This window comes from Cellulomonas sp. NPDC057328 (genome assembly GCF_042667215.1).
Taxonomy (GTDB): Bacteria; Actinomycetota; Actinomycetes; order Actinomycetales; family Cellulomonadaceae; genus Cellulomonas.
This window is the reverse complement of sequence record NZ_JBHUZW010000063.1, coordinates 1-21,246: the sequence shown is the minus strand read 5'-3', so window position 1 is coordinate 21,246 and position 21,246 is coordinate 1. Positions and strand designations below refer to the sequence as shown.

Annotated in this window: 19 protein-coding genes; 8 read left to right on the top strand and 11 right to left on the bottom strand. The window is 76.5% G+C overall.

Features of this window, described 5'->3' with window-relative positions:
- Positions 1 to 27 precede the first annotated feature (27 nt).
- The 4 genes from ACFUMH_RS12220 to hflX all read right to left on the bottom strand — a co-directional run bounded on the left by ACFUMH_RS12220 (position 28) and on the right by hflX (position 7,101).
- Positions 28 to 1,029, bottom strand: a complete 1,002-nt coding sequence (locus tag ACFUMH_RS12220; RefSeq protein WP_378205495.1) for an L-lactate dehydrogenase — start codon at positions 1,027 to 1,029, stop codon at positions 28 to 30.
- 74 nt (positions 1,030 to 1,103) lie between these two features.
- The gene (locus tag ACFUMH_RS12215) at positions 1,104 to 3,350 is read right to left on the bottom strand and encodes an ATP-dependent DNA helicase (RefSeq protein WP_378205492.1); all 2,247 of its coding nucleotides are present in this window, start codon (positions 3,348 to 3,350) and stop codon (positions 1,104 to 1,106) included.
- 39 nt (positions 3,351 to 3,389) lie between these two features.
- Complete coding sequence (locus tag ACFUMH_RS12210; RefSeq protein ID WP_378205489.1) at positions 3,390 to 5,480, bottom strand: S9 family peptidase; 2,091 nt, start codon at positions 5,478 to 5,480, stop codon at positions 3,390 to 3,392.
- Between the two features lie 100 nt (positions 5,481 to 5,580).
- Complete coding sequence (gene hflX, locus ACFUMH_RS12205) at positions 5,581 to 7,101, bottom strand: GTPase HflX (protein WP_378205486.1); 1,521 nt, start codon at positions 7,099 to 7,101, stop codon at positions 5,581 to 5,583.
- Positions 7,102 to 7,208: 107 nt separating this feature from the next.
- Here hflX and ACFUMH_RS12200 point away from each other — a divergent pair, with 107 nt between their 5' ends.
- The gene (locus tag ACFUMH_RS12200; protein WP_378205483.1) at positions 7,209 to 7,895 is read left to right on the top strand and encodes a class I SAM-dependent methyltransferase; all 687 of its coding nucleotides are present in this window, start codon (positions 7,209 to 7,211) and stop codon (positions 7,893 to 7,895) included.
- Positions 7,892 to 9,415 carry an MFS transporter gene (locus ACFUMH_RS12195; protein WP_378205480.1) on the top strand — a complete coding sequence of 508 codons (1,524 nt, stop codon included), beginning with the start codon at positions 7,892 to 7,894 and terminating at the stop codon, positions 9,413 to 9,415. Before ACFUMH_RS12200 ends, ACFUMH_RS12195 begins: the two co-directional genes overlap by 4 nt.
- Here the strand turns inward: ACFUMH_RS12195 and ACFUMH_RS12190 are convergent.
- Genes ACFUMH_RS12190 through ACFUMH_RS12175 form a run of 4 tightly spaced genes read right to left on the bottom strand, consistent with a single transcriptional unit; the run spans position 9,370 to position 12,474 of the window.
- Complete coding sequence (locus tag ACFUMH_RS12190) at positions 9,370 to 9,744, bottom strand: TlpA family protein disulfide reductase (RefSeq protein ID WP_378205476.1); 375 nt, start codon at positions 9,742 to 9,744, stop codon at positions 9,370 to 9,372. The two genes, ACFUMH_RS12195 and ACFUMH_RS12190, sit on opposite strands and share 46 nt — an antisense overlap.
- On the bottom strand, positions 9,741 to 10,718 hold the full coding sequence (gene dapF, locus ACFUMH_RS12185; protein WP_378205473.1) for a diaminopimelate epimerase: 978 nt from the start codon (positions 10,716 to 10,718) through the stop codon (positions 9,741 to 9,743). The genes ACFUMH_RS12190 and dapF overlap by 4 nt, the downstream gene beginning before the upstream one ends.
- Positions 10,715 to 11,671 carry a tRNA (adenosine(37)-N6)-dimethylallyltransferase MiaA gene (miaA, locus tag ACFUMH_RS12180; protein ID WP_378205470.1) on the bottom strand — a complete coding sequence of 319 codons (957 nt, stop codon included), beginning with the start codon at positions 11,669 to 11,671 and terminating at the stop codon, positions 10,715 to 10,717. Before miaA ends, dapF begins: the two co-directional genes overlap by 4 nt.
- Positions 11,668 to 12,474: a hypothetical protein gene (locus tag ACFUMH_RS12175; RefSeq protein WP_378205468.1), complete on the bottom strand. Its 807-nt coding sequence runs from the start codon at positions 12,472 to 12,474 to the stop codon at positions 11,668 to 11,670. Before ACFUMH_RS12175 ends, miaA begins: the two co-directional genes overlap by 4 nt.
- A gap of 155 nt (positions 12,475 to 12,629) precedes the next feature.
- Between ACFUMH_RS12175 and ACFUMH_RS12170 the strand changes: the two genes are divergently transcribed.
- On the top strand, positions 12,630 to 13,223 hold the full coding sequence (locus ACFUMH_RS12170) for a YbjN domain-containing protein (protein WP_378205465.1): 594 nt from the start codon (positions 12,630 to 12,632) through the stop codon (positions 13,221 to 13,223).
- Positions 13,220 to 13,741: a YbjN domain-containing protein gene (locus ACFUMH_RS12165; protein WP_378205462.1), complete on the top strand. Its 522-nt coding sequence runs from the start codon at positions 13,220 to 13,222 to the stop codon at positions 13,739 to 13,741. The genes ACFUMH_RS12170 and ACFUMH_RS12165 overlap by 4 nt, the downstream gene beginning before the upstream one ends.
- 55 nt (positions 13,742 to 13,796) lie before the next feature.
- Here the strand turns inward: ACFUMH_RS12165 and miaB are convergent, their stop codons facing one another.
- Positions 13,797 to 15,404 (bottom strand): tRNA (N6-isopentenyl adenosine(37)-C2)-methylthiotransferase MiaB, encoded by a 1,608-nt coding sequence (miaB, locus tag ACFUMH_RS12160; RefSeq protein WP_378205458.1) that lies wholly within the window; start codon positions 15,402 to 15,404, stop codon positions 13,797 to 13,799.
- Positions 15,405 to 15,562: 158 nt separating this feature from the next.
- Here miaB and ACFUMH_RS12155 point away from each other — a divergent pair, with 158 nt between their 5' ends.
- The 4 genes from ACFUMH_RS12155 (at position 15,563) to ACFUMH_RS12140 (ending at position 18,960) form a co-directional block, all read left to right on the top strand.
- Positions 15,563 to 16,351 (top strand): amino acid ABC transporter ATP-binding protein, encoded by a 789-nt coding sequence (locus ACFUMH_RS12155; RefSeq protein WP_378205456.1) that lies wholly within the window; start codon positions 15,563 to 15,565, stop codon positions 16,349 to 16,351.
- A gap of 108 nt (positions 16,352 to 16,459) precedes the next feature.
- A complete protein-coding gene (locus ACFUMH_RS12150; RefSeq protein WP_378205453.1) occupies positions 16,460 to 17,350 on the top strand; it encodes a transporter substrate-binding domain-containing protein in 891 nt (296 codons plus the stop codon).
- A gap of 102 nt (positions 17,351 to 17,452) precedes the next feature.
- Positions 17,453 to 18,082, top strand: coding sequence for an amino acid ABC transporter permease (locus ACFUMH_RS12145; RefSeq protein ID WP_378205498.1), 630 nt, complete (start codon positions 17,453 to 17,455; stop codon positions 18,080 to 18,082).
- Positions 18,079 to 18,960: an amino acid ABC transporter permease gene (locus ACFUMH_RS12140; RefSeq protein ID WP_378205450.1), complete on the top strand. Its 882-nt coding sequence runs from the start codon at positions 18,079 to 18,081 to the stop codon at positions 18,958 to 18,960. Before ACFUMH_RS12145 ends, ACFUMH_RS12140 begins: the two co-directional genes overlap by 4 nt.
- A 28-nt stretch (positions 18,961 to 18,988) precedes the next feature.
- Here the strand turns inward: ACFUMH_RS12140 and rny are convergent, their stop codons facing one another.
- Positions 18,989 to 20,521 carry a ribonuclease Y gene (gene rny / locus ACFUMH_RS12135; RefSeq protein ID WP_378205445.1) on the bottom strand — a complete coding sequence of 511 codons (1,533 nt, stop codon included), beginning with the start codon at positions 20,519 to 20,521 and terminating at the stop codon, positions 18,989 to 18,991.
- A 147-nt stretch (positions 20,522 to 20,668) separates the two neighbouring features.
- A partial coding sequence (locus tag ACFUMH_RS12130; protein ID WP_378205442.1) for a regulatory protein RecX occupies positions 20,669 to 21,246 on the bottom strand: 578 nt, incomplete at its 5' end.

Sequence of the window (21,246 nt, the reverse complement as noted above, 5' to 3'; positions counted from 1 at the left end):
CCCGTCCCCGGGCGCGTGCGGCGGGCGTCAGAACCCGAAGCGGCGGGCGACCGACCGCACGGCCTCGGCCGACCGGCGCAGGCCCAGCAGCTCGTCGGACGACATGGGCACCTCCAGCCGCTCGGCGACGCCCGACGACCCGACCACGGTCGGCACGCTGAGGCACACGTCGGAGATGCCGAGGTACCCGTCGAGCAGGGACGACACCGGCAGGATGCGGCGCTCGTCCTTGAGGACGGCCTCGATGATGCGGGACCCGGCCAGCGCGATCGCGTAGTTGGTGGCGCCCTTGCCCTCGATGATCCGGTAGGCCGACTCCACGACCTCGCGCGCGATGGACTCGCGGACCTCGCTCGTCAGGGGGCCGTGCCCGCCGACGCCCGGCCACTCGAGCAGCGGCACCGCGCCGATCGACGCGGAGCTCCACAGCGGCAGCTCGGTGTCGCCGTGCTCGCCCGCGACGTACGCGTGCACGTTCTGCACCGCCACCCCGGTGTGCCGCGCGATGAGGTACCGCAGGCGCGAGGAGTCCAGGACCGTGCCGGAGCCGAACAGCTGCGCCGGCGGCAGGCCGGAGATCTGCAGCGCGGCGTACGTGACCACGTCGACGGGGTTCGTCACCATCACGTACACGGCGTTCGGCGCGACCTCGACGATGCCGGGCAGCACCGTCCGCACGAGCGAGATCGTCGCCTCCGCCAGGTCCAGGCGGGACTGCCCCGGCCGCTGCTTCGCGCCCGCGGTGAAGACGACGACGTCGCAGTCGGCGAGCACCGACACGTCGTCCGAGCCGACGACCTCGGCCATCGACATGAACTGGATCCCGTGGCTGAGGTCGAGCACCTCCGCCTCGACCTTCTGCCGGTTGACGTCGAGGAGCGCGACGGTCCGCGCGGCTCCGCGCATGAGCGCCGCGTACGCCATCGTGGACCCGACGGCGCCGGCGCCGACGATGCCGACCTTCGAGGTGCGGCGCTGCGGCGTCGGCACGGTCAGCGCGGTGTCGTCGCCCTCGATGTCCTGCGTCATGGCGTTCGTCCCCTCGTCACGGGCTCCGCTGCGCGCGGGACGCGCCCGCCCGGGCGGCACGTCCCCCGGCGAGGCTAGCCCGCCGCCGACAGGCGGCGCAGCGCGGCGACGACGAGGTCGCGGTCCGTCGTGCGCCAGAACGGCGGCATGGAGCGGCGCAGGAACTCGCCGTACCGCGCCGTCTCCAGGCGCGGGTCGAGCACCGCGACCACGCCGCGGTCGTCCCCCGACCGGACGAGGCGTCCGGCCCCCTGCGCGAGCAGCAGCGCCGCGTGCGTCGCGGACACCGCCATGAACCCGTTGCCGCCCGCCGCGCCGACCGCGTCGGACCGCGCGGACCGGACCGGGTCGTCGGGTCGCGGGAACGGGATGCGGTCGATCACGACGAGCCGGCACGCCGGCCCGGGCACGTCGACGCCCTGCCACAGCGAGAGCGTCCCGAACAGGCACGTGGGCTCGTCGGCGGCGAACTGCGCGACGAGCGTCGGCAGCTGGTCGTCGCCCTGCAGCAGCACGGGGACGTCGAGCCGCTCGCGCATCGCCTCGGCGGCGACCTGCGCGGCGCGGCGGGACGTGAACAGCCCGAGCGTGCGCCCGCCGGCGGCCTGGACGAGCGTCGCGATCTCGTCGAGCTGCGCGTCGGTCGCCGGCTCCCGGCCGGGCGTGGGCAGGCGCCGCGCGACGTAGCAGATGCCCTGCCGCGGGTAGTCGAACGGGCTGCCGACGTCGAGCCCGCGCCAGCGGCCGGCGTCCACGCGCTCGGCGCGCTCGGTGCGCCCCGCGCGCTCCGTGCCCGGCAGCACGTCGGACGCGCCCGCGGTCGCCGTGCCCGAGCCGGCGGCCGTGGCGGACGCGGCCACCGGGAGCGACGCCGGACCGGCGGGCGCGGCGTCGGGGCGGCTCGCGAGGCCGAGCGCGCGCGCCACGGGGTCGAAGGAGCCGCCGAGCGCGAGCGTCGCCGACGTCAGCACGCCGGTCCGCCCCGCGAGCAGCTGGGTCCGCACGAGCCCGTCGACGGCCAGCGGCGCCGCGTGCAGCCGCGTGGTGACCTGCCCGCGCCGGTCCTCGCCGCGGGCGCACCAGAGCACCGTGTGCCGCAGGTCCTCCGGGTCGGCGGCCATCCGCTCGGCCGTCTCGAACAGCGCGAGCATCGCGGCGTTCGCCATCTTGACGCCACCCTCGGCGCCGTCGCGCCCCTTGGTGGACGCGTCGGGCTTGAGGACGGTGAGGAGCGTGCGCGCGGCGTCGCGCACGGCCGCGACGGCGAGCCGGGTCGCCTCCGGCAGGCCGTCCCGGAACCGGCCCTCCGGCAGCGGGACGACCACGCTCGCCAGGTGCTGGGACGCCGTGTCGAGGTCCGTCGTCGGGACGCCGCCGTGCCGGCGTGCCAGGCGCGCGGCGTGCTCGATCGTCGCCACCGACAGCTCGGCCGTCGCCTGTGCGGTCACGCGGTCGGTGAGCTCGTGGGCCTCGTCCACGACGAGGACGTCGTGCTCGGGCAGCACGTTGGGCGAGCCGGTCGCCGCGATGCCGAGCATCGCGTGGTTGGTGACGACGACGTCGGCCTCGCGCGCGCGGGCCCGCGCCGCGTCGGGGAAGCACTCCTCGAGCACCGGGCACGACGAGCCCAGGCACTCCATGGCGGTCACGGAGACCTGCCGCCACGCCCGGTCCGCGACGCCGGGCACGAGGTCGTCGCGGTCCCCGGTGTCGGTCGCCTGCGCCCACTCGCGGACGCGCACGACCTGCTCGCCGAGCGTCTCGCGCTCCCCCGCGTCGGCGACCGGTGCCGGGTGGTCCGCGGCCCCGGGACGCTCCGGCACGTCGAACAGGGCGCCCTGGTCGTCCTCCGGGTAGCCGCCGGCGACCTTGTGCACGCACAGGTAGTTGTGCCAGCCCTTGAGCAGCGCGATGTCCGCCGGCCGCGGCAGGCGGCCCGCGAGCGCGCGCGTGACGAGCGGCAGGTCCCGCGTCATGACCTGCCGCTGCAGCGCGAGCGTCGCCGTCGAGACGACGACCCGCTCGTCCTCCGTCACCGCGTGCCGGACCGCGGGCACGAGGTACCCGAGCGACTTGCCGGTGCCGGTGCCGGCCTGGACGAGCAGGTGCTCCCCGCCCGCGAGCGCGTCGGCGACGGCGTGCGCCATGGTGCGCTGCCCCTCCCGCCGCCCGCCCCCGAGTGCGCCGACCGCGAGGTCGAGCAGCTCGTCGACGGCCGCGTGCACGGACGACGCCCGCCCCGTGACGTCCGCCGCGGCGCCGCCGGCCCCGGGGACGTCCGCCGCCGCGGGGGTCGGGTCGGTCGTCCGGGCCTGGTGCACCGCGTCAGCGTAGTCGCGACCGCCGACGCGCCTCGGCCGTCATCCCCCGGTGCCCGGGACCGCGGCGGTCGGCAGGTGCCGGGACCACCAGCCGAGCAGGTGCTCGAACCGGCTGACCCGGTGCCGCGGCCGCCCCGACCGCGTGAGCTCGTGCCCCTCCCCGGGGAAGAGCAGCAGCTCCGCCTCGACGCCGCGGCGCCGCAGCTCGACGAACCACCGCTGGCCCTGCTCGACCGGGCAGCGCCAGTCCTGCTCCGAGTGGATGACCAGCGTGGGCGTGCGCACGCGCCCGACGTGCGCCATGGGCGACTGCGCCGCGACGGCGGCGAGGCCCTCGGGGGTCCCGTGGTCGCCGACGTACTCGAGCCCGAACCACCAGCCGATGTCGGCCGACCCCGTGAAGCTCACCGGGTCGAGGAAGCCGCGCTCCACGACGGCCGCCGCGAACCGGCCGGTGCGGGTCGTCAGCCACGCGGTGAGGTAGCCGCCGTACGAGCCGCCGAGCACGCCGACGCGCCCGCCGTCGAGCTCCTGCGGGTGCTGGGCCACGGCGGCGTCCAGCAGCGCGAGGACGTCCTCGGTGTCGACGGTGCCGAAGGCGTGCCGGATGGCGCGCCCGTGCGCGCGCCCGAACCCGGCGGAGCCGCGCGGGTTGCCCAGGACGACGGCGTACCCCGCGCCGGCCAGCACCTGCGCCTCGTCGAACAGCGCGTGCGTGTACTGGGCGAACGGGCCGCCGTGGATCATCAGCAGCGTGGGGTGCGGCCCGGCGCCCCACCGCTCCGGGTCCGGCGTCACGACCCACCCGTGCACCGCGTACCCGTCCGGCGACGTCGCGGCGAGGTCGACGGGCCGGCGCACCCGACCGGTGGCGCGCAGGGGCGCCGACCAGTCGGCGAGCGTGGCGGCGTCGCCCGTCGTCACGTCGACGCGGAGCAGGGCGCCGGACGTCACCGGGTGCGCGGCCGCGACCACGGCCGTGCCGCCGGCGGGCAGGGCGTCGGCGTTGAGGACCACGTGCGGCGCGTCCAGCACGGTCCGCAGGGCGCCGTCCCCGCCGACGTGGACGAGCGTGACGGCGCCCCGCTCCTCGACCGCGACGAGGGCACCGTCCGCGAGCGGCACGAGGACGCCGTCGGACAGGTCGACCGTCTCCGCGTCGGTCAGCCGCTCCGGTGCGCCCGAGGCACGCGTGGCCGCCCCGGTCCCGCTCAGCGGCAGCCGGTAGAGCCCCGTGAGCGCGGCCACGGTGTCGTGGCCGTCGGGCCCGAGGTCGCGGGCCTGGAGCCACAGCGCCGTCCCGTCCGCCGCCGGGCGCACGGTCCCGACCTGGAGCGGGCTGCCCGCGTCGGCGTCCGTGAGGGCCGGCAGCGCCGCGGCGTCGGTGCCGCGCTCGTCCGCGCGCACCAGCACGACGTCGCGCCGCACGTCGCGCTCCCGGTCCGCGTGGCGGGTGCACGTCGCGACCAGCGCCCCGCCGTCGGGCAGCCAGGCGGGGTCGGTGACGTCCCACGCGCCCGACGTGAGCGCGGTCGGCCCGGGCAGCGCGTCGCCCGCGCCCGGGTCGGCGGGCAGGGTCAGCACGTGGACGTGCTGCGGGCGGTCGTGCACGAACCCGACGCCGTCCGCGCGGTACCGGAACGTCGTCACGTGCCGGGGCGGCTCGGCCGACGCGTCGGCGCCGGCGACGTAGCGCCCCTCCTCGGGCACGCGCGCCAGGTACGCCAGCCGCGTGCCGTCCGGCGAGAACCGCAGGTGCGCGACGCCGAGGGGGGCGTCCGTGAGGCGGACGGGCTCCCCGCCGCCCGCGGCCACGAGGTGGGCCTGCGCGGGGCCGCCGGTGAGCGGCGCGCGGCAGAACGCGACCCACCGCCCGTCGGGCGACACCTGCGGCGCGGTGTCGCGGTGCCCGTGGGTGAGACGGCGCGCACGGCCCGTGCCGGGCTCGTGCTCGCCGAGGTCGGTCGTCACGTCCGCCGTCGGGTCGTCCACCGGCACGAGCCACAGCTCGCCGCGGTACGCGTCGAGCGTCGTGTCGGGGCCGACGACGGCGACGACGGCGGCCGAGCCGTCGGGCAGCAGGGCGGGCGCGCCGGGGGCGCGCAGGAGGTCCAGGTCGGCGGGGATCACCTTCGCACCCTAGGCACGCTCGCCCGCACGCGCAGGACCCGGCACGCCGGGCCGGTGGGCCCCGCGCACCGGGTCCGGTGCTCGTGCGTCGTGCGGGCGCTCAGGCGCGGCGGACGGCCACCCGCTCGAGCTCGGCCGCGAGGTCCGCGTCGACGCGCGCCCGCAGCAGGGTGCCGTCGGGCGTGTGCTCCTCGTGGTCGATGTCGCCGTGCTCGTGCACGCGGCTCACCAGGTCGCCCCGGTCGTACGGCACCACCACATCGACGCTCACGCCGGGCCGCGGCAGCTGGTCGGCGATGAGCTCCTGCAGCTCCGCGACGCCCTCGCCGGTGTGCGCCGAGACGACGACGGAGTGCACCTCGCGCGACCGCAGCCGCGTGACCACCTCCGGCGCCGCCAGGTCGGCCTTGTTCAGCACGACGATCTCCGGCACGTCCATCGCCCCCGGGATGTCGGCGAACACGTGCCGCACGGCCGCGATCTGCCCCTCCGGGTCGGGGTGCGACGCGTCCACGACGTGCAGGATCAGGTCGGCGTCCGCGACCTCCTCGAGCGTGGAGCGGAACGCCTCGACGAGCTGGTGCGGCAGCTGCCGCACGAAGCCCACGGTGTCCGCGAGCGTGTACACGCGGCCGTCGGACGTCTCCGCCCGGCGGACCGTCGGGTCCAGCGTCGCGAACAGGGCGTTCTCGACGAGCACGCCCGCGTTGGTGAGCCGGTTGAGCAGCGACGACTTGCCGGCGTTCGTGTAGCCGGCGATCGCCACCGACGGGATCGCGTTGCGCTTGCGGGAGGCCCGCTTGGTCTCCCGGGCCGGGGCCATCGCGGCGATCTCGCGGCGCAGCTTCGCCATCCGGTTGCGGATGCGCCGCCGGTCGAGCTCGATCTTCGTCTCGCCGGGGCCGCGGGAGCCCATGCCTGCGCCGGCGCCGCCGACCTGGCCACCGGCCTGCCGGCTCATCGACTCGCCCCAGCCGCGCAGGCGCGGCAGGAGGTACTCGAGCTGCGCCAGCTCGACCTGGGCCTTGCCCTCCTTCGACTTCGCGTGCTGCGCGAAGATGTCGAGGATGAGCGCGGTCCGGTCGACGACCTTGACCCGCACGACGTCCTCGAGCGCGCGGCGCTGGGAGGGTGCGAGCTCGCCGTCGACCACGACGGTGTCGGCGCCGACGGCCGCGACGACGGTCGCGAGCTCGGCCGCCTTGCCGGAGCCCAGGAAGGTGCCCGGGTCGGGGCTGCGCCGCCGCTGCAGGAGCCCGTCGAGCACCTGCGAGCCGGCCGTCTCGGCCAGCGCCGCGAGCTCGCGCAGGGAGATCTCGGCCTCCTCGGCCGTGCCCGCACCCCACAGGCCCACGAGCACGACGCGCTCGAGGCGCAGCTGCCGGTACTCGACCTCGGTGACGTCCTCGAGCTCGGTCGAGAGCCCGGAGACGCGGCGCAGCGAGGTGCGCTCCTCCAGGTCGAGCTGGTCGCCGTCGTACGTCGTGTGCGTCGTGCCGCCGGACTGCAGGGCGGTCCCGGCCCGGGCCAGCACACGAGCGACGACGTCGTCGGCCACCTCCTGGGCGCTGCGCACCGGCGCCTGCGGCGCCTCGGGGGTGGTGTGCTGTCGGTCGTCCACGCGTGTCCTCTCGTCCACCTACAAGATGACCAGCGTCGCACCGCGGCACCACCCGGGCGAGGTTTTTCGCTGCAGGCGCAGCCGTGGCGGGCCGTTAGGGTCGGCGGGTGCACAGCGGGGACGGGCCGGACGGGGACGGCGAGGACACGGCCGGCGGGGACCACTACTTCACGGCGCGCCCGGCGTCGGCGGACGAGCGCCGGTCCGTGCGCGTCCGGATCGCCGACCGCGACGTCACGGTCGAGACGGCGGGCGGCGTCTTCTCCCCCGACCACGTCGACCTCGGCACGCAGGTGCTGCTGCGCACCGTGCCGGCACCGCCCGCCACGGGCGACCTGCTCGACCTCGGCTGCGGCTGGGGTCCCGTCGCGCTCACGCTCGCCCTGTCGTCGCCGCAGGCCCGCGTGTGGGCCGTCGACGTCAACGAGCGCGCCCTCGACCTGGTGCGGCGCAACGCCGAGCGTCTCGGTGCCGCGAACGTCGTCGCCGCGCGTCCCGAGGACGTCCCGCCGGACGTCCGGTTCGCCACGCTGTGGTCGAACCCGCCCGTGCGCATCGGCAAGGCGGCGCTGCACGACCTGCTCGCGGCGTGGCTGCCGCGCGTGGCCCCGGACGGCGACGCCTGGCTGGTCGTCGGCCGCAACCTCGGCGCCGACCCGCTGCACCGGTGGCTCGCCACCGACGCGCCCGCCGGCGCAGGGCTCGGCGTCACGGTCGACCGCGTCGCGAGCGCGAAGGGCTTCCGGGTCCTGCGGGTGACGTCCGCGGGCGACGTCGTGCGGGTGACGTCGTGACCGTGCCGACGCCGCAGGTCGAGGCGCTGTGGCGCGCGCGCCGCACCACCACCGCGGCGCTCGTCACGCTCGTCGTGCTCGTCGCGTTCGAGTCGTTCGCCGTGACGACGGTGATGCCGGGCGTCGCCGACGTCCTCGACGGGCACGCGCTCTACGCGTTCGCGTTCGCGGGCCCGCTCGCCACCGGCGTCGTCGGCATGGTCGTCGCGGGCACCTGGTCCGACCGCTCCGGGCCGTTCCGGCCGTTCCTCACGGGCACCGCCCTGTTCGTCGCGGGCCTGGTCGTCGCCGGGTTCGCGACGTCGATGCCCGTGCTCGTCGGCGGCCGGCTCGCGCAGGGGCTCGGCGGCGGTGCCGTCAACGTGACGCTGCTGGTCACGCTCGCGCGCGCCTACCCGCCGGCCCTGCACCCGCGCGCGTTCGCGTGGTTCTCGGCCGCGTGGGTGCTGCCCTCGCTCGTGGGACCCACGGTCGCGGGGGTCGTGGCGCAGGCCGCGGGATGGCGCTGGGTGTTCCTCGGCGTCGCGCTGCTCGTCGTGCCGACGAGCCTGCCGCTGCTGCGCACGCTGCGGCCGCTGGGGACGCCGGACGGCGGCGCGGGGGCGCGCACGGACGGGCGGCGACGCGTCGGCCTCGCGGTGCTCGTCGCCGGCGCGGTGCTGGCGCTCAACCTCGCCGTCGAGCTGCCGGCCGCACCGTCGGCCGCGCTCGCCGCCGCCGCGGGCGCCACCGCGCTCGTCGCCGTGCGCCCCCTCCTGCCCGCGGGCGCGCTCGCCGCGCGGCCCGGGCTGCCGTCCGTCATCGCGACGCGGGCCCTCGTGTCCGGCGCGTTCTTCGGCGCCCAGGCGTACGTGCCGTACCTGCTCGCGCAGCGCGACGGCTGGGGCCCCGCCGCGAGCGGGCTCGCGCTCACGACGGCCGCGCTCGCGTGGTCCGGCATGTCGGCCGTGCAGGGACGCCTCGGCCACCGGCTCACCAGCCGCGGCGCCGTTCGGGTCGGCACCGTCCTCGTCGCGGTGGGGGTGGTCGGCGCGTTCGTGACCGCCGCGGCGGACCTGCCGCCGGCCGTCCTCGTGGCGACGTGGACGTCCGCCGGTGCCGGGATGGGGCTGGCGTCGTCGCGGCTGAACGTGCTCGTCCTCGGCTACTCCGCGCCCGGCTCGCAGGGGACGAACAGCTCGGCGATGTCCATCAGCGACGCGGTCGGCTCGGCCATGACGCTCGCCGTGACCGGCGTCCTGTTCGCGCTCGTCACCGGCACGGGGGGCGCGGGCGGGCACGGCTCCGGCGCCGCGGACGCGGTGGTCGGCGTCGGCGGGTTCATCGCCGCGTTCGGGCTCGCGGCCGCCCTCGCGGTCGCGTCGGCGCTGACCGCGCCGCGCGTCGGCACGCCACCGAGCGAGACGGCGGGGCACGCACCGGACGGGGTCGTGTCCGGGGACGCCGCCCCGGAGCCGGACACGGCCGCGGGACGTCAGGCGTCGACGGGCAGCGCGGACGCGACGGCCGCGAGCACCTGAGCCGTCGTCGGCACGCCGTCCGCGCGCCGCACCACGCGGCCGGCGGCGTCGAGCACGGCGACCGTCGGCGTGCTCGACACGGCGAGCCGGTCCGCGAGCGCGGGCGCGTCCGCCACGTCCCGCTCGACGTGGACGACGCCCGGCACGGTCCGCGCCACCGCGGCGAGCACGCGTCGCGTCGCCCGGCAGGGGGCGCAGAACGCGGTCGAGACCTGCAGCAGCGTCGCGCGCTCACCGAGGGGCGCGCCCACCTCGTCGGGCGTCAGCACGTCGCCCGGGCCGCCGGGGACCACGGTCCCGTCCCGCCCGTGCCCTGCGTCGGTGCTCACGCGAGCAGCGCCGCCAGGTCGACGGACGCCTCGGCGACGAGGACGGCCGGCCCGGCGAGCTCCGCCCGCGGTGCGTCGGCGCCGGGCGTCACCGTGACGCGGACCGTGCCACCGGGCACCTCCACGAACCAGACGTCGGGTGCGCCCGCGCCGCCGTAGGCGCGCACGGCGGCCGCCGCGGCCACGGCGCCCGTGCCGCACGACTGCGTCTCGCCCACGCCGCGCTCGTGCACGCGCATGCGGACCCGGCCGGCGGTCGTGCCGTCGGCCAGCACCTGCTCGCCGAGCGGGACGACGAGCTCGACGTTCGTGCCGTCGGCCGGCACCGGCGTGACGACGGGTGCGCGCGTGAGGTCGGCACGCACGAGGTCCGCGTCGGCGGCGAGGACGACCACGGTGTGGGGGTTGCCGACGTCGACGCCCAGCCCGGGTCGCGTCACCTCGAGGCCGGCCACCTCGACCTCCGCGTCGCCGCCGTCGGCCAGTGCCGCGGCGCCGCCGGTGACCGTCACGGGCCCCATGTCCACCGCGAACCACGCGTCGTCGCCGAGGCCGACCGGCACGTCGACCGCCCGCACGGTGCGCACGCCCGCGCGGGTGCCGACGGCGAGGTCGCCCGTGCCCGGCTGCCACAGCCCGAGCCGCTCGAGGTACCGCGCGAACACGCGCACGCCGTTGCCGCACATCTGCGCGACCGAGCCGTCGGCGTTCCGGTAGTCCATGAACCAGGCGGTGGTCCGCGTGGTCGCCGGCGCGTCGGGCACGTGCGCCGTCGCGACGAGCCGGATGAGCCCGTCGCCGCCGAGGCCGCCCCGACGGTCGCAGAGCCGGCGCACGAGCTCGGCGCTGACGTCGAGGGCGCCGTCGCGGTCGTCCACGAGCACGAAGTCGTTGCGCGTGCCGTGGCCCTTGGTGACGTCGACGCGGCCGAGGCCGGTGGGCGCGGGCGCCTGGACGGGGACGGGCAGGGTCATGAGCCCAGCGTACGGCGGGTCGACGGCGCGTCGGTGGCGGGCCCGAGCGTCCCGGCGTCCGCGCGGGCGACGAGCTCGACGGCGCGCTCGACGAGCGCCGGGTCCTGCGCGTCGAGCCAGTGCACGCGCGGGTCGCGGCCGAACCACCCCATCTGCCTGCGGGCGAGCCGCCGGGTCGCGACGGTCGTCTCGGCGCGCGCCGCCGCGTCGTCGAGCTCGCCGCGCAGCTGCGCGGCGGCCTGCGCGTAGCCGACGGCGCGCGCCGCCGTGCGCCCGAGGCCGTGCTCCAGCAGGCGCTCCACCTCGGCGAGCATCCCGCCGTCCCACATCCGGTCGACGCGCCCGGCGACGCGGGCGTCGAGCGTCGGGCGGTCGCAGTCGAGCCCGACCTGCACGGCCGGCACGGCGTACTCGTGCCGCGGCAGCGACGCCGAGTACGGGCGCCCCGTGAGCGCGATGACCTCGAGCGCGCGGACCACCCGGCGCGCGTTCCGGGGGCCGATCCCCGCGGCGGCGACCGGGTCCACGGCGGCGAGCTCGTCGTGCAGCGCCCGTGCACCCTCCGCCTCGACCCGCGCCTCGAGCGCCGCCCGGACATCGGGGTCCGTGCCGGGGAACTCGAGGTGGTCGAGCAGCGCGCGCACGTACAGCCCCGACCCGCCCACCACGACGGGCCGGACGCCGCGCGCGCGCAGGTCCGCGACGACCGCGCGTGCCTGCTCCTGGTAGTCCGCGACGGACGCCTCCTCCCGCGGGTCGAGCACGTCGAGCAGGTGGTGCGGCACGCCGCGGCGCTCGGCGACGGGCACCTTCGCCGTGCCGACGTCCATGCCGCGGTACAGCTGGAGCGCGTCGGCGTTGACGACCTCGCCGCCCAGCGCCTCCGCCAGCGCCAGGCCGAGGTCGGACTTGCCCGTGGCGGTCGGGCCGACGACCGCGACGACGAGGCTCACGCGTCCTCCCCCGCCACGCGCCAGCAGGCCGCGCCGTGCGCGGCGCCGTGCCACACGTCGGCGTGGGCGCCGCCGTCGACCCACGGCACGCCGCCGGACGCGTCGAGCGCGCCGACGAGGACCTGCCACGACCCCCAGCCGCTCACGGCGAGCGCCTGCGCGTGCACCGGGTCGAGGTCGGTCAGGACGTCGCGCGCGCCGCGGCCCGCACCGGTGAGGGCGGACGCGAGCGCCGCGTCGAGCGGGCCGGCCGCCGGGTCGTCGGCGAGGGGCCCGTCTGGCCCGTGCCGCGCCGAGCCGGAGCCGACGACCACGAGCGCCGTCGGCCCGTCCGCGCACAGGCGCGCGCCCGTGTCGCGCAGCGCGGCCGCGTCGCGCGACGCCACCTCGACGACGTGCACCACGTCGGCGCCCGCCCGCAGGGCGAGACGTGCGCCGACCGTCGCCGGCACGCCGAGCGGTCCCGGCTCCGGCGGCGGGCCGCCCGGGGCGGCCGCGAGCCGCAGCGCGGGGACGGGCCACGCCAGCAGGCGGTCGGGCACGCCCGCGGCGGCGGCGCCGAGCCGGACGTCGCCGGTCACCGAGCGGTCGGCGCGCCCCGGGGCGACGACGACGACGCGGGGGCGGGTGGAGGTCCGGGCGGGGGTGTCGGCAGGGACGTCGGCGGGTGCGCCCGTGGCCGCGCGGACCGCGGCCAGCGCCGCGTCCCGGAGCCGGACGAGGCCGGGGTCGTCGGACGCCCCACCCGCCGCCCCGGGCAGGAGCAGCACGGTGTCGGGGACGAGCGCGGCGGCGACGAGCACGCGACGACGGTAGCCGGACCGCGGCGCGCGGACGCACGCGTGGTCGTCCACGGCGGCCCCGTCGCGGGCCACGTCGCGCGCCGCGCCGGCGGGCCCGGTCGCCCGCCCGGGCGACGCCGGTCGCACCGTCGGTGCCGCCGGGTAGGGTCGTGCGCATGGTGTCGTTCGGGGATCGCGCACGCCGCTGGTGGGGGCGCGGACGGCCGAGGACGCGTGCCGAGGTGTCCGTCGCCCCGGTCGAGGACGACGGCGAGCTGCACGCCCGCGTCGCGGCGCTGCTGGCCCGCGAGCTGGGCACCGCCGAGACCGGCGTCACCACGCCGGCTCCCGTCTCGCCCGCCCGCATCGCGGCGTGGATGACGGAGAACCACTTCAGCTACTTCGTCGACAACGACGGCGACCTGGGCGGCCTGTGGCGCGGGCGGCTCTTCTACTTCTTCCTGTTCGGCGAGCAGGCGGAGATCCTCCAGGTGCGCGGGCAGTGGCACCGCGAGCTGGCGATCGAACGGCTCGAGGAGGTGCTCGACCTGTGCAACGAGTGGAACGCCGAGCGCATCTGGCCGAAGGCGTACGTGCGCGTGCGTGACAACGGGCGCGTGCACGTGGTGGCCGAGGTGGCCACCGACCTCGAGCACGGGGCGACCGACGCGCAGCTCAGCCAGATCCTGTTCTGCGGGCTGTCCACCGGCAGCATGCTCTTCGACGCGCTCGACGAGCGGTACCCGGACCCGGCGGGGGTCGCCCCGTGAGCGGGCCCGGGTGGCTGCTGCGGGTGCTCGGCGGTCTGCCGAAGCCGACCAAGCGGGAGCCGTCGGAGGGCGAGCTGCCGCGTCTGCTCACGCGCGACCGCGTCGCCGACTACCTCCTGGCGCGGGGCTACCGGTTCCTCGTCGACGAGGACGGCGACCTCACGGGGACGTGGGACGGCAGCCGGTTCTGGTTCCTGCTGCTCGGCGAGCAGCAGGAGATCCTGCAGGTCCGCGGACGCTGGCACCGCACGCTGCCGCTCGAGCAGCGGCGCGCCCTCGCGCTCGCCATCAACGACTGGAACCGCGAGCGCATCTGGCCGAAGGCGTACGTGCGCGAGGAGGACGGCGTGCTCGCCGTCTACGCCGAGGTCTCCGCGGACCTCGAGCCGGGGGTCACGGACGTGCAGCTCGCGCAGCTGCTCGCGTGCGGGCTCGGCACCGGCGTGCAGCTGTTCGCGGCGCTCGAGCCGGTCGTGCCCGGCGAGGGCGGCACGCCGCCGGACGTCCCGGACAACTGACCGCCCGGCGGGCGCGGCGTGCCCGTGCCGCGTGCCTGCGCCGAGCGCGGGCCCGTCAGCGGACGGGCAGCCCGACCGACGGCAGCCCGAGGACGACCGGTCCGGCCGGCGCCGCACCCGTGCCGCAGCCGCCGCCCGCACCGCCGTGCGCGTGCTCCTCCGCGCCCGACGCGCGGCGCTCCCACGCGTCGCCGGCGCGGGTGCGCCGCACGGCGAACGAGCCGCGGGTCAGCGCGGAGTCCGCGACGAGGTGGTGCGGCGCCGCGTGCGTGACGTCGACCGTGACGAGGTCGCCCGGCCGGGGCGCGTCGGCCGGGGCCAGGCCGGCCGGCAGCGACAGGTGGACGAGCCGGTTGTCGGCGGCACGTCCCGACAGGCGCGCGGTGGCGCCGTCCTTGCGGCCCTCCCCCTCGGCGACGAGCACGTCGACGGTGCGCCCGACCTGCGCCTGGTTCTCCTCCCAGGAGATGCGCTCCTGCAGCGCGACGAGACGCTCGTAGCGCTCCTGGACGACGGCCTTCGGCAGCTGGTCCGGCAGGTCGGCCGCGGGCGTGCCCGGGCGCGGCGAGTACTGGAAGGTGAACGCGGACGAGAACCGGGACGCCGCCACGACGCGCAGCGTCTCGGCGAAGTCCTCCTCGGTCTCGCCGGGGAACCCCACGATGATGTCGGTCGTGATCGCGGCGTCCGGGATCAGGGCGCGCACGCGGTCGAGGATGCCGAGGAACCGCTCCGACCGGTACGAGCGGCGCATCGCGCGCAGGACGCGGTCGGAGCCCGACTGCAGGGGCATGTGCAGCTGCGGCATGACCGTCGGCGTCTCCGCCATCGCGTGGATCACGTCGTCCGTGAACGCGGCGGGGTGCGGGGACGTGAACCGCAGCCGCTCCAGCCCGGGCACGGCGCCGGCCGCGCGCAGCAGCTTCGCGAACGCCTGCCGGTCGCCGAACTCGACGCCGTAGGAGTTGACGTTCTGCCCGAGCAGCGTCACCTCGATCGCGCCCTGCCCGACGAGCGCCTCCACCTCGGCGAGCACCTCGCCGGGCCGGCGGTCGCGCTCCTTGCCGCGCAGGTGCGGCACGATGCAGAAGGTGCAGGTGTTGTTGCACCCCACGCTGATGGACACCCAGCCCGCGTAGACCGACTCGCGGCGTGTGGGCAGCGTCGAGGGGAAGACCTGCAGCGACTCGGCGATCTCGACCTCGGCGCGCGCGTTGTGCCGCGCGCGCTCCAGCAGGGTCGGCAGGACGTCGAGGTTGTGCGTCCCGAACACGACGTCGACCCACGGCGCGCGCTCGACGATGCCGGCGCGGTCCTTCTGCGCGAGGCAGCCGCCGACGGCGATCTGCATGCCGGGGCGCGCGCGCTTCTGGCCCGCCAGGCGGCCGAGGTTGCCGTACAGCTTGTCGGCGGCGTTCTCGCGCACCGCGCACGTGTTGATGACGATGACGTCGACGTTCTCCGCCGCGGCGTCGGCCGCGGGTGCCGGCACGTAGCCGGCCTCCTCGAGCATGCCGGCCATGTGCTCGGAGTCGTGCACGTTCATCTGGCAGCCGAGCGTCTTCACCAGGTAGGTGCGCGCCGGCTGCGGCGGGGTCGCGGCCGCGAGGTCGGCACCGGCGGGGGCCGGGGCGACGGCGGGGGCGGGCAGGGTCGTGGACATCGCCCACCAGGGTACGTCGGCGCGCCGCCGGCCCGGTGCCGCCCCGCCACTGGGCGTCGCGGCGCGGTCGGACACCTGATCGGACACATGACCAGGGCGTTACCGGTTCGTGACGTGCGACCGTGGCGGACGCAACACAGCACCCGTAGGTTCGGGGGATGGCCGACAGCACGACCGCCGAGCCCACCGCCCCGACGACCCGCCCGACCGGTGACCCGCTCATCGTCCTGTCCGGCGTGAACAAGCACTTCGGCAGCCTCCACGTGCTGCGCGACATCGACCTGACCGTGCACCGCGGCGAGGTCGTCGTCGTCATCGGCCCGTCCGGGAGCGGCAAGTCGACGCTCTGCCGGACCATCAACCGCCTCGAGACGATCGACGCCGGCACCATCACCATCGACGGCGAGCCGATCCCGGCCGAGGGGCGCGCGCTCGCGCGGCTGCGGGCCGACGTGGGGATGGTCTTCCAGTCGTTCAACCTCTTCGCGCACAAGACGGTGCTGGAGAACGTCACGCTGGGCCAGGTCAAGGCGAAGAAGGTCAAGCCCGCCGAGGCCCGCACGACGGCGATGGAGCTGCTCGAGCGCGTCGGCGTCGCGAACCAGGCCGACAAGTACCCGGCGCAGCTGTCCGGCGGGCAGCAGCAGCGCGTCGCCATCGCACGCGCTCTCGCGATGCGCCCGAAGGCCCTCCTCTTCGACGAGCCGACCTCCGCGCTCGACCCCGAGATGATCAACGAGGTCCTCGACGTCATGGTCGGCCTCGCGCGCGACGGCATGACGATGGTCGTCGTCACCCACGAGATGGGCTTCGCACGGCGCGCGGCGCAGCGCGTCGTCTTCATGGACGCCGGCCAGGTCGTCGAGGAGGCGGACCCGGAGACGTTCTTCACCGCGCCCCGCAGCGAGCGGGCGCGCGACTTCCTGTCGAAGATCCTCACCCACTGACGCCGGGCCGGCGTGGCCGACCGGCCGCGCCGCCCGCACCACGGCACGACACGCCGGACCGTCCCTCCGGCGGCGCCACCCGCGCCGCCGCGACCGAAGGAGATGCACATGCGATCCGCTCGCACCGGGCTCATCGCCCTGCTGTCCGTGTCCACGCTCGCCCTCGCCGCCTGCTCCGGCGGCGGCGACGACGCCGGCGAGGCGGAGGAGACCGCCGGCGGCGGCACCGCCAGCGAGGCGCCGGCGGACTTCCCCGAGGGCTCCACGATGGCGGCCCTCGCCGAGGAGGGCACCATCACCATCGGCACGAAGTTCGACCAGCCCCTGTTCGGGCTGCGCGGCCCGGACGGCACGCCCACCGGCTTCGACGTCGAGATCGGCAAGATCATCGCCGGCAAGCTGGGCATCGCCGAGGACGACATCGAGTGGGTCGAGACCGTGTCGGCCAACCGCGAGCCGTTCATCCAGTCGGGTCAGGTCGACATCGTCATCGCGACGTACACGATCAACGACACCCGCAAGGAGGTCGTGTCGTTCGCGGGCCCGTACTACGAGGCCGGGCAGTCCATCCTCACGCTCACCGAGAACGAGGACATCCAGGGTCCTGACGACCTCGCCGGCAAGCGCGTCTGCACGGTCTCGGGCTCCACGCCCGAGGCGAACCTCATCGAGAACTACCCCGAGGCCGAGGTCCAGGCCCTGCAGGCGTACTCCGACTGCATCGAGCCGCTGCGCAACGGCCAGGTTGACGCGATCAGCACCGACAACGTGATCCTCGCCGGATTCGCGGCGCAGAACCCGGACCTCGAGGTCCGGGGCGAGCCCTTCACCGAGGAGCCCTACGGCATCGGCCTGGCGCTCGACGACACCGACTTCCGCATGTGGATCAACGACGTGCTCGAGGAGAGCTTCGAGGACGGCAGCTGGGAGCAGGCCTGGACGGAGACGGCGGGCACGGTGCTGCCGACGCCGGAGCCCCCGGCCGTCGACCGCTACTGACACCCGCGGCCGGGGCGCCCGCCGTGGCGCCCCGGCCGTGCCGTGCCCTACCGACCCAGCTCCCGGAGGACGTGCGTGGACCCCTCGGTCATCGCCGACAACATGCCGGCGTACCTCGCCGGTTTCCGCCTCAGCCTGCAGCTGACGCTCGTGGCGGGCGCCGGTGCACTCGTCGTCGGCGCCCTCGTCGCGATGCTGCGCGTCTCGCCGCTCGGCTCGCTGCGCGCGTTCGGCACCGTCTACACCGAGCTGCTGCGGAACACGCCGCTCACGCTCGTCTTCTTCTTCACCGTGTACGTGCTGCCGCAGTTCACGCCGTTCCGGCTGTTCGGCTACGCCGCCGCGGTGCTCGCGCTGACGCTGTACACGTCGGCGTTCGTGGCCGAGGCCGTGCGCTCAGGCATCAACTCCGTCGGCGTCGGCCAGGCCGAGGCGGCACGCGCGATCGGTCTCACCTTCGGGCAGACCCTGACGTCGGTCGTGCTCCCGCAGGCCGTGCGGTCGGTGATCCCGCCGCTCATCAACGTCATCATCGCGCTCGCCAAGAACACGTCCGTCGCCGCGGGCTTCGCCGTCGTCGAGCTGATGGCCACCGGCCGCCGCCTGGCGCAGGGCAACCCCGCGGACTCGGTCATGGTGCTCGTCGGCGTCGCGCTGTTCTACCTGGTCATCACCATCCCCGCCGGCCAGCTGGCCGGCGCCCTCGAGCGGAGGGTGGCGTTCGCCCGATGAGCTCCGTCCTGTACGACGTCCCCGGTCCTGCCGCCCGCCGGCGCGAGCGCATCGGGTCGGTCGTCGCCGGCGTCCTGGTGCTGGTGGTCCTGGGCCTCGGCGCCTGGTACGCCGCCGGCCGCGGCGTCTTCGCCCCCGAGCGGTGGGCCGTGCTGTACGACCCGCCGATGGGCCAGTCCGCCGCCGACGTGTGGCGGAGCCTGCTCGTCACGGGGCTCGGCGCCACCCTGCGTGCCGCGGCGGTCGCGGCCCCGCTCGCACTGCTGCTGGGACTCGTCCTGGCCGTGTGGCGCACGACGCGCATCGCGTGGCTGCGCTGGATCGCCACCGCGGTGATCGAGCTGTTCCGCGGCCTGCCCGTGCTGCTCGTCATGCTGTTCGCCCTGCTCGCGTTCGGCTGGGACGCGTTCAGCGCCGTGGTGTTCGGGCTCGTCGTCTACAACATGGCGATCATCGCGGAGATCGTCCGCGCAGGGCTCGCGGCCCTGCCCAAGGGCCAGACCGAGGCCGGCCTCGCCGTCGGGCTGAGCCGCGCGCAGACGCTGCGGCTCGTGCTGCTGCCCCAGGCGCTGCGCACCATGCTGCCGAGCCTCGTGGCCCAGCTCGTGGTGCTGCTCAAGGACTCGTCGCTCGGCTTCATCGTCGGCTACGAGGAGCTGCTGAAGACCATCCAGAACAACACCTACTTCTTCGGGAACGCCTCGCTCGTGGCGCTGTTCGCCGTAGGAGCGGGCGTCTACCTGCTGGTCAACATCACGCTGTCGCGCCTCGCCATGCGCCTGCAGGGACGCTCACGTCGCACGGCGGCGCCGGCGGAGATCGCCGCAACCGTCGGTGACGGCGCCACCGGGGCGACGACCGGACGCATCACACCCTGACGCCCTGCCCCGCGCGTGCGCGGCGGCGTCAGCCGGCCGTCGCGCTCGCGCGGAGCTCCCGGACGACGGTCACCTTGATCTCGCCCGGGTAGGTGAGGTCGGACTCGATGTGCCGGGCGATCGCCGTCGCGAGCTGCGGCAGGTCGCGGTCCGTCACCTCGTCCGGCTCCACGACGACGCGCACCTCCCGGCCGGCGGCCATCGCCAGAGCGCGGCGGACGCCGTCGTGCTCGGCGACGAGCGCCTCGAGGCTGCCCATCCGCTCGACGTACTGGTCGACGTCCTGCCGGCGTGCCGCCGGGCGGGACGCGGAGATCGCGTCGGCGGCCTGCACGAGCACCGCCTCCACGGTCGCGGGCGGCACCTCGTCGTGGTGCGCGGCGATGGCGTTGACGACCGCCTCGGACTCGCCGCAGCGCCGTGCGAGGTCGGCGCCGACGGCGGCGTGCGTGCCGGGGACCTCGGCGGTGAGGGCCTTGCCCAGGTCGTGCAGGAAGGCGCCGCGGCGGGCGACGTCGACGTCGGCGCCGATCTCCGCGGCCATCGCCGCCGCCGCCTGCGCGCTCTCCACGAGGTGCTCGAGGACGTTCTGCCCGTAGGACGTGCGCAGCCGCAGCCGCCCCATGGTCCGGACGACGTCGGGGTGCAGGCCGTCCACGCCGGCGCGCTCCGCCGCGTCGTGGCCGGCCGCGTCGTGGCGCTCGTCTGCACCGGCGAGCGCCTCGGCGTACGCGGCCTCGATGCGCTGCGGGTGGATGCGCCCGTCGGCCATGAGCGTCTCGAGGGCGACCTGCGCGACCTCGCGCCGCTCGGCGTCGAACGAGGACAGCACCACGGAGTCGGGCGTCTCGTCGACGAGCACGTTCACGCCGGTGAGCGCCTCGAAGTGGCGGATGTTGCGCCCCTCCTTGCCGATGATGCGGCCCTTCATCTCGTCGGACGGCAGCGGCAGGATCGTCACGACGTGCTGCGCGCTGGTCGGCACGGCGAGACGGTGCACGGCCGCGGTCACGATGCGGCGGGCGCGGGCGTCGGCGGTGCGGCGCGCGGTGGCCTCGGCACGGCGGACCTGGGCGGCGGCGTCGTTGGCGGCCTGCTCGGCGATGCGGCGCGTCAACTCGGCGCGCGCCTCCTCCTGGGTGAGCCCGCTGGTGGCCTCGAGCTCCTGCCGCGCCTGCTCGCGCGCGGACGCGAGCCGTTCGTTGGCGGCGCGCTCGGCGTCCGCGAGCGTGCGGGCCGCGGTGCGCTCGGCCTTGTCGACGGCGCGGGCACCGGCGCGCTGGGCCTCGGCGAGCGCGTCGGCCTGCGCGCGGGTGCGGCGCTCGAGGTCGACGAGCTCCGACCGCTCCCCCGCCAGCTCGCGCTCCCGGTCGGAGATGCGCTGCTGGCGGCGCTCGGCGTCGGCGAGCAGCGCGCGGGCCTCGTCCTTGATGCGGGCCACGTCCTCGCCGGCCTGCCGGCGCTGCGCGTCCGCCTCCCGTCGCGCCACGAGGACGAGGACGAGCGCGACGAGGCACGCACCGAGCAGCCCCACGACGATGACGATCGCTGCCTGCTCCACGTGTCCTCCCGGACCGGCCGGCCGAGCGCCGACGGGTCCCTCATTGTCGCCCAGGCGAGGCGCTGCGCCGACGCGCCGTGCCGTGCACGGGTCAGGCGTGCGCAGGTCACGGCCGCCACGCCGGCGACCTGCGCTGTCGGGACCTCGTCAGCCCTCCGCGTCGGACCAGCCGGGGGCGTCGTCGGCGGCGCCCTCGGCGGCGAGCGCCTCGCGCACCAGCCCGGCGACGAGCCCGGGCGGGTAGCCCTTGCGCGCGAGCGCCGCGTACGTGCGGCGCACGCGCACCTCGGTCGCGAGGGACGCCGTGGCGCGCAGCTTCTTGGCGACGAGCTCGCGGGCGGCGTGCTCCTCGTCGTCGCCGTCGACCTCCTCGAGCGCGGCGGCGGCGGTCTCGTCGTCGATGCCCTTGCGGCGCAGCTCGGTGCCGAGCGCGCGGCGGGAGAGGCCGCGGTCGCGGTGACGCGACCGGACGAGCATCCGCGCGTACTCCTCGTCGTCGATCAGCCCCACCTCGGTGAAGCGGTCGAGCACGCGCGCCGCGACCTCCTCGGGCACGTCCCGCCGCGCGAGCGCGTCCTCGAGCTGGGCGCGGCTGCGCGGCGCCGCGCTCAGCTGCCGCAGGACGATCGCACGGGCCACCGACTCGGGGTCGGGCTCGGCGTCGACGGCCGCCGTACCGTCCTCGGGCGGCTCGGGGGCGGGCCGGCCGCGGCGTCGTGCCGCCG

What these genes read in the sequence shown, in the direction of transcription:
- ACFUMH_RS12220 (WP_378205495.1), bottom strand. Translation starts at nt 1,029, where the DNA reads ATGACGCAGGACATCGAGGGCGACGACACCGCGCTGACCGTGCCGACG.
- dapF (WP_378205473.1), bottom strand. Translation starts at nt 10,718, where the DNA reads ATGACCCTGCCCGTCCCCGTCCAGGCGCCCGCGCCCACCGGCCTCGGC.
- ACFUMH_RS12170 (WP_378205465.1), top strand. Translation starts at nt 12,630, where the DNA reads ATGGTGTCGTTCGGGGATCGCGCACGCCGCTGGTGGGGGCGCGGACGG.
- miaB (WP_378205458.1), bottom strand. Translation starts at nt 15,404, where the DNA reads ATGTCCACGACCCTGCCCGCCCCCGCCGTCGCCCCGGCCCCCGCCGGT.
- ACFUMH_RS12155 (WP_378205456.1), top strand. Translation starts at nt 15,563, where the DNA reads ATGGCCGACAGCACGACCGCCGAGCCCACCGCCCCGACGACCCGCCCG.
- ACFUMH_RS12150 (WP_378205453.1), top strand. Translation starts at nt 16,460, where the DNA reads ATGCGATCCGCTCGCACCGGGCTCATCGCCCTGCTGTCCGTGTCCACG.
- ACFUMH_RS12145 (WP_378205498.1), top strand. Translation starts at nt 17,453, where the DNA reads ATGCCGGCGTACCTCGCCGGTTTCCGCCTCAGCCTGCAGCTGACGCTC.
- ACFUMH_RS12140 (WP_378205450.1), top strand. Translation starts at nt 18,079, where the DNA reads ATGAGCTCCGTCCTGTACGACGTCCCCGGTCCTGCCGCCCGCCGGCGC.